The organism is Cupriavidus sp. 291-E7, from assembly GCF_057798835.1.
On the sequence record NZ_JBYOJV010000049.1, the window covers coordinates 1 to 7,500 of the forward strand.

2 protein-coding genes, 2 tRNA genes, 2 rRNA genes and 1 pseudogene are annotated in these 7,500 nt (G+C 57.0%); 2 read left to right on the forward strand and 5 right to left on the reverse strand.

The window, feature by feature from the left end:
- Positions 1 to 875 precede the first annotated feature (875 nt).
- A protein-coding gene (locus AC3FLX_RS33455) for an IS3 family transposase (protein WP_167585615.1) occupies positions 876 to 2,074 on the forward strand; the annotation gives its coding sequence in 2 pieces (ribosomal slippage) (positions 876 to 1,191 and positions 1,191 to 2,074; 1,200 coding nt in all).
- Between the two features lie 40 nt (positions 2,075 to 2,114).
- Positions 2,115 to 2,660, forward strand: a pseudogene (locus AC3FLX_RS33460) (DUF2891 family protein); the annotation flags it as partial.
- 15 nt (positions 2,661 to 2,675) lie between these two features.
- Here the strand turns inward: AC3FLX_RS33460 and AC3FLX_RS33465 are convergent.
- From AC3FLX_RS33465 to AC3FLX_RS33485, 5 genes are all read right to left on the reverse strand, one after another.
- Entirely contained in the window at positions 2,676 to 3,605 is a 930-nt protein-coding gene (locus AC3FLX_RS33465) for a DUF3047 domain-containing protein (RefSeq protein ID WP_488701574.1), read from the reverse strand.
- A 302-nt stretch (positions 3,606 to 3,907) separates the two neighbouring features.
- Positions 3,908 to 4,021: ribosomal RNA gene (gene rrf, locus AC3FLX_RS33470) — 5S ribosomal RNA — on the reverse strand.
- Positions 4,022 to 4,138: 117 nt separating this feature from the next.
- Positions 4,139 to 7,017, reverse strand: a 23S ribosomal RNA gene (locus tag AC3FLX_RS33475).
- Between the two features lie 284 nt (positions 7,018 to 7,301).
- Positions 7,302 to 7,377 (reverse strand) — tRNA-Ala (locus AC3FLX_RS33480).
- Positions 7,378 to 7,388: 11 nt separating this feature from the next.
- Positions 7,389 to 7,465 (reverse strand) — tRNA-Ile (locus AC3FLX_RS33485).
- Positions 7,466 to 7,500 lie beyond the last annotated feature (35 nt).

The following is a 7,500-nucleotide window of genomic DNA, read 5'->3' on the forward strand; positions in this document are numbered from 1 at the left end:
TAGTGTGCGACACGAAGCATGAGGCCGTTGGTTAGGCGCAATGCATGCTCGTTTCATCATTGTTCAACTGCATGCAGTCTGGTGCGGTAGTGAACCCGCCGTGCGACCGGCGGTAGCTTGGGAGCGCGTGCATCGCTGGTAACGGCGTTGTGCGAAGCCGCTCCGACAAAGTGTCCGTAAGCGCGCAGTGTCGCGAGGCACTGCGTGGAAGCTCCGAGCAGCAATGGGGCTGAGATGCGAAGCTGGCTGACATGGGCAACACATGTGAATCGCTGATAAACGTCGTTATTATTGACATGCCAAAGCTGCTGTTAGGCATGACCCAAAATGGGAAGTGGCCGGATGTTGCTCTGCTATCAAGCAACACGTCGCCGTAAGCGCCACCGGCGAAGAGGCGGGTCCTTACTCAGTCGTGTGATGAAACGGGAACGTGGTAAGCCCGTACCGTTGCCCTCGTGGCAAGCGAGCCGTGAGGCAAGCTGTTGACTGTGCGGGTATGAGAAGGCGGAAAACGCGAATGCCGCGCCGTAATCGTGTGGATAGGGGCTGCAACATCGCCTCGCGCGAAAGCGAGCAGACTTCCGCTAGGTTCTCGAGCGCAGAAACTTGGTCTGGGTTCAACGAGGGGAAGCATGGAAGAGCGCCAGCTATGGCGTCTGCACCTCTCGGCGCTTGCGCTGAGCGACGACCGTTCATCGATGCGTAGGCTCAATTGAAGTCGAGAGCCGACTGTTTATCCATAGACAGTTTTTCGAGAGCGTGAGCCGTATGCGGGGAAACTCGCACGTACGGTTCTTAGGGGAGGATGCGCCGGCGACGGCGTGTCCTTACCCGATCTTGTGCCTATCAGTAAGCCCAGTCATTACGTGGAACCCATCGAAATTCTGACCGAGCCGGAGCGCCGTCGTCGGCGCACGGCGCAGGAAAAAGTCGCTATCGTGCAGGAGACGCTGGCCCCTGGCGCCTCGGTGTCTGCCGTGGCCCGGCGGCATGGCGTGAATCCGAACCAGGTGTTCGGCTGGCGCAAGCAATACCAGGAAGGCAGTCTGGCAGCGGTGCAAGCTGGCGAAACTGTAGTCCCGGCATCGGAGCTTGCCGCCGCGATCAAGGAAATCAAGGAACTGCAGCGCCTGCTTGGGAAGAAGACGATGGAAGTCGAGATCCTGAAGGAGGCTGTTGAGTGGGGCCGCTCAAAAAACCTGATTGCGCGCTCGCCCTTGCTGCCGGGGGACGACCATTGAAAACGGTCTGCGAAGTTCTCGGCGTAGCGCGCTCCGGTGTGGCGGTGAAACGGGTTCGTCCGTCCGATTGGCAAGATGGTCGCAGCGCTAGAGTGACTGACGACACGGAACTGGTCGAAGAAATCCAGGCCCACGTTGCGCACCTGCCAACCTACGGCTACCGGCGCATCTGGGCGCTGCTGCGCCGCACTCGCGAGCTGGTCGGCGCACCGCGCACCAACCACAAGCGCGTGTATCGGGTCATGCGCGAGCATCATTTGTTGCTGCGCCGTCCCGGCGTGCGCCGAGACACTCGGCGGCACGACGGCCGCGTGGCCGTGGACAGGAGCAATAGCCGCTGGTGCTCCGACGGATTCGAGTTCCGGTGCGACGACGGCACGCCGCTGCGCGTGACCTTCGCACTGGACTGCTGCGACCGAGAAGCGATTAGCTGGGCGGCAACGACTGGCGGCCATAGCGGGGACGTGGTGCGCGACGTCATGCTGGCTGCCGTCGAACAGCGCTTCGGCACCACGCATGCCCCGCAGCCCATCGAATGGCTTACGGACAACGGCTCGGCCTACATCGACCACCGCACGCGCAGCTTCGCTCGCGAACTGGGCCTGGAGCCGCTGACTACGCCGGTACGTTCACCGCAGAGCAATGGCATGGCCGAATCGTTCGTGAAGACCATGAAGCACAACTACGTCGCCTATATGGACAAGGCCGACGTGCCAACGGCACTCTCTCGCCTGGCCATTGCGTTTGAACACTACAATGAGCGCCACCCGCACAAAGCCCTGAAATATCGCTCACCGCGCGAGTTCAGAAGGACTGCAGTGTCATCAACCTAGCGGTGTCTGCGTGTCCTGAGGTACAGGGGCAACTCCAGTCGCCGATTTTCCCATTCGCACCGGGACGCACTTCAACAGCGCGTTCGCGCTGGTCATGGCGCTGTTCTACACGAAGCAGACACAGCATCTGGCGCTGCGGAAATCGATCGTGCGTCGCGCCCATCGCTGGTTTGCTCACGATCAGCGCTACCCCGCCCGCTACGAGCCGGGCGGCGACGAGTTCCTGTCCGGCGGGCTGATGGAAGCCGTGCTGATGCGGCAGGTAATGGACGACTGCGGCTTTTCTGAATGGTGGGATCTGTTTGCGCCAGGGCAGGCTGATCTGGGCACGTGGCTGACGCCGGTGACCGTGGCAGATCGGACCGATCCTAAGATGTCGCACCTGGATGGCCTGAATCTGTCGCGCGCCTGGTGTTGGCGCTTGCTGGGGCCAGCGCTGCCTGCCGCGCTGCAACCGCTGGCGATACGCGCCTGGTCCGATCATCTGGATGCGTCGCTTCCGCAAGCCGTGGAAGGTCACTACGTGGCCACCCATTGGCTGGCCACGTTCGCGCTGCTTGCATTGGAGGATGTCGAGGTCGGCTGAGCCGGCCCCGGCCGATCAGTCGATCGCGATGTCGCCGTACCAGGATTCGGCACGACTCTTGGTGTTGTCCGTATCGGTCATCAGACCGACAGCGAGGACCTTCCCTGGCTCGGTACCAAACGCCTTGCGATAGTCCGCGCGCAGATCGCGCTCATGGCAGCGCCATTCCTTCGTATGCCGTGTGCCGGAGTCGACCACGATCATGCGTACGCGATCGGTATGCGGATTGTTCAGGACGCTGCCTTCGGGCCGCTTGCCGCCCCAGATGTACATCAGCGTGGCGTAAGGCATCTCGCGGCCCGTGGTGATACGGGCCATTTCGTACATCAATTGGTCCTTCAGCGGCAATGTGCTTCGATCTCCGTCGAACGCGACGAAAATCCGCAGAGGAGCGTCTTCACGATGACTGACAGCATTGTCGGCCACGCGGATGACATCGCTGGTCTTCCACATCCATCGCAACATACCGGGATCTCGCTGAACGAGCGGTACGTAGAGACCGGATGCCGAACCATTCGCCTCGGCATGGAGCACCATGCGTTGGTCTGACTCGGTCAGGGAATAGCTGGTGGGAAGCTTATTGCGATTGACGGTCCAGGGCTGCCAGCCAGTAGGGATGGCCGTCGGGGATGCCGACGCGGAAAACAGTGGCAGTTGCGCGAGCAAAGGCAGCGACGCCGGATCGGATTCGGCCTCGCCATCGCCGCCCGCTTCCGCTTCGGCGCTTGACTTGGTTGTCCGATTGGCAAGTTCCAGCGGATCCGAGCCTTGCCCCGGAACTGCGGCCTTCAGCAGGCCTTTTTCCTTGAATGTCGCGCAATTTCCGTCAGAAACCGCGGCTAACTTTGATGGATCGGTCGGTACGACCGTAGATGATGCACAACCGGCGAGCGCGACCACGCTCCCGAGACAAGCCAGTGCTGGCCGAAACTTCATGGCCACGATACCCCCTGGACCCTGATACTTACCCGTTCGTCGAAATCCCAACATCCTGGCTATTCGGCGCCGAGGCTTTGGTATTGCTGACTGCTTCGTGCTGAATTTTTCAGCGCTTGGGCGCAAACATATCAGATGCAGTGGGGGTCAGGAATGCTCGCGTACCCTGAATACAACATCGAACATGACGGCGAATACGTTTTATCGCCGAGTAATTATTGGATGCCCGTTCGATGTGCGTTCCGCGCATTTTGCGCGACACAAAAAGCAAAACCCCCAAGCTTTAGGGCTTGGGGGTTCTGGGTATAAGAGCCTGGCGATGACCTACTTTCACACGGGTAGTCCGCACTATCATCGGCGCAAAGTCGTTTCACGGTCCTGTTCGGGATGGGAAGGGGTGGTTCCAACTCGCTATGGTCACCAGGCATGAGGGGTTGCCGGGCTGACTAGTGTCAGCGCGGCGAATCTGGGTGTAGTAAAGATTGGGTTGTGTTGTACACCTGGGCACTAGGCGCACTCACCAGGTAAAACACACTGGTTATAGGATCAAGCCTTACGGGCAATTAGTACTGGTTAGCTTAACGCATTACTGCGCTTCCACACCCAGCCTATCAACGTCCTGGTCTCGAACGACCCTTCAAGGAGGTCAAGCCTCCAGGGAATCCTCATCTTCAGGCGAGTTTCCCGCTTAGATGCTTTCAGCGGTTATCTCTTCCGTACATAGCTACCCTGCGATGCCTCTGGCGAGACAACAGGTACACCAGCGGTACGTCCACTCCGGTCCTCTCGTACTAGGAGCAGCCCCCGTCAAGATTCCAACGCCCACGGCAGATAGGGACCAAACTGTCTCACGACGTTTTAAACCCAGCTCACGTACCTCTTTAAATGGCGAACAGCCATACCCTTGGGACCGGCTACAGCCCCAGGATGAGATGAGCCGACATCGAGGTGCCAAACACCGCCGTCGATATGAACTCTTGGGCGGTATCAGCCTGTTATCCCCAGAGTACCTTTTATCCGTTGAGCGATGGCCCTTCCATTCAGAACCACCGGATCACTATGTCCTGCTTTCGCACCTGCTCGACTTGTCGGTCTCGCAGTTAAGCACGCTTTTGCCATTGCACTTTAGGTACGATGTCCGACCGTACCAAGCGTACCTTCGAACTCCTCCGTTACACTTTGGGAGGAGACCGCCCCAGTCAAACTGCCTACCATGCACTGTCCCCGACCCGGATTCACGGGCCAAGGTTAGAACCTCAAACAAACCAGGGTGGTATTTCAAGGACGGCTCCACGTGAACTAGCGTCCACGCTTCAAAGCCTCCCACCTATCCTACACAGATCGGTTCAAAGTCCAATGCAAAGCTACAGTAAAGGTTCATGGGGTCTTTCCGTCTAGCCGCGGGGAGATTGCATCATCACAAACACTTCAACTTCGCTGAGTCTCGGGAGGAGACAGTGTGGCCATCGTTACGCCATTCGTGCAGGTCGGAACTTACCCGACAAGGAATTTCGCTACCTTAGGACCGTTATAGTTACGGCCGCCGTTTACCGGGACTTCAATCAAGAGCTTGCACCCCATCATTTAATCTTCCGGCACCGGGCAGGCGTCACACCCTATACGTCCACTTTCGTGTTTGCAGAGTGCTGTGTTTTTATTAAACAGTCGCAGCCACCATTTTATTGCAACCCCTTCACCCTCCTGGCGCAGGCCAGTCAAGCTACAAGGGCGTACCTTATCCCGAAGTTACGGTACCAATTTGCCGAGTTCCTTCTCCCGAGTTCTCTCAAGCGCCTTAGAATACTCATCTCGCCCACCTGTGTCGGTTTGCGGTACGGTCTCGTATGACTGAAGCTTAGAGGCTTTTCTTGGAACCACTTCCAATTGCTTCGCAGCACTAGGCCGCTCGCCCCACATCCTTGAATTCCGCGCCCGGATTTGCCTAAGCGCCTTCTCCAATGCAGGGACCGGGACTTCCAACACCCGGACAACCTTCCGCGATCCGTCCCCCCATCGCATCATACGACGGTGCAGGAATATTAACCTGCTTCCCATCAGCTACGCATCTCTGCCTCGCCTTAGGGGCCGACTCACCCTACGCCGATGAACGTTGCGTAGGAAACCTTGGGCTTACGGCGAGGGGGCCTTTCACCCCCTTTATCGCTACTCATGTCAGCATTCGCACTTCTGATACCTCCAGCATCCTTTACAAGACACCTTCACAGGCTTACAGAACGCTCTCCTACCACGCACTTGCGTGCGTCCGCAGCTTCGGTGACTGGCTTAGCCCCGTTACATCTTCCGCGCAGGACGACTCGATCAGTGAGCTATTACGCTTTCTTTAAAGGGTGGCTGCTTCTAAGCCAACCTCCTGACTGTTTTAGCCTTCCCACTTCGTTTCCCACTTAGCCAATCTTTGGGACCTTAGCTGGCGGTCTGGGTTGTTTCCCTCTTGACACCGGACGTTAGCACCCGATGTCTGTCTCCCGTGATTGCACTCTTCGGTATTCGGAGTTTGCTATGGCGGGGTAATCAGCAATAGACCCCCCAACCATGACAGTGCTCTACCCCCGAAGGTGAGACACGAGGCACTACCTAAATAGTTTTCGGAGAGAACCAGCTATTTCCAGATTTGTTTAGCCTTTCACCCCTATCCACAGCTCATCCCCTAACTTTTCAACGTTAGTGGGTTCGGTCCTCCAGTACGTGTTACCGCACCTTCAACCTGGCCATGGATAGATCATCTGGTTTCGGGTCTACACCCAGCGACTCAACGCCCTATTCGGACTCGCTTTCGCTACGCCTTCCCTAATCGGTTAAGCTTGCCACTGAATGTAAGTCGCTGACCCATTATACAAAAGGTACGCCGTCACCCGTTTCCAGGCTCCGACTGTTTGTATGCATGCGGTTTCAGGATCTATTTCACTCCCCTCCCGGGGTTCTTTTCGCCTTTCCCTCACGGTACTGGTTCACTATCGGTCGATTACGAGTATTTAGCCTTGGAGGATGGTCCCCCCATCTTCAGACAGGATTTCACGTGTCCCGCCCTACTTGTCGTACACCTAGTTCCACAACGCTGTTTTCGCATACAGGGCTATCACCTGCTATGGCCGGGCTTTCCATCCCGTTCTGCTAACAATGCTGCTAAAGAGTACAAGGCTCTTCCCATTTCGTTCGCCACTACTTTGGGAATCTCGGTTGATTTCTGTTCCTGCAGCTACTTAGATGTTTCAGTTCGCCGCGTTCGCTTCCCTTGCCTATGTATTCAGCAAGGGATGACCCATTAGGGCCGGGTTTCCCCATTCGGACATCTCCGGATCAAAGCTTGTTTGCCAGCTCCCCGAAGCTTTTCGCAGGCTACCGCGTCCTTCATCGCCTGTAATCGCCAAGGCATCCACCACATGCACTTGTTCGCTTGACCCTATAACGAGTGTGTCTCAAGGACACGACCGTCATAGGTCTGAGTTCTCGCGTTTGTGCCGTATTCCAAGTCATCTTTCGATCACTTAAATACATTTTGGTTGATACAATCACAACCCGGTATCGTGTTGGGTACTTCAGCCTCTCATCAAGGCTTCACGACACCTTTACTACATCCCATATTGTTAAAGAACAGCCGAGCTAAATGCTCGTTGGCAACAGCCAAAGACAATCACTCAGAATAAACTCCTGAATACTTGTCTTTGACGACTACCCCAAGGTAAGTGGTGGAGGATGACGGGATCGAACCGACGACCCCCTGCTTGCAAAGCAGGTGCTCTCCCAGCTGAGCTAATCCCCCGTGAGATAACTTGGTGGGTCTGGTAGGACTTGAACCTACGACCCCCGCCTTATCAAGACGGTGCTCTAACCACCTGAGCTACAGACCCTTGGCTGTAACAGCAAACAAACCGATAAGTGTGAA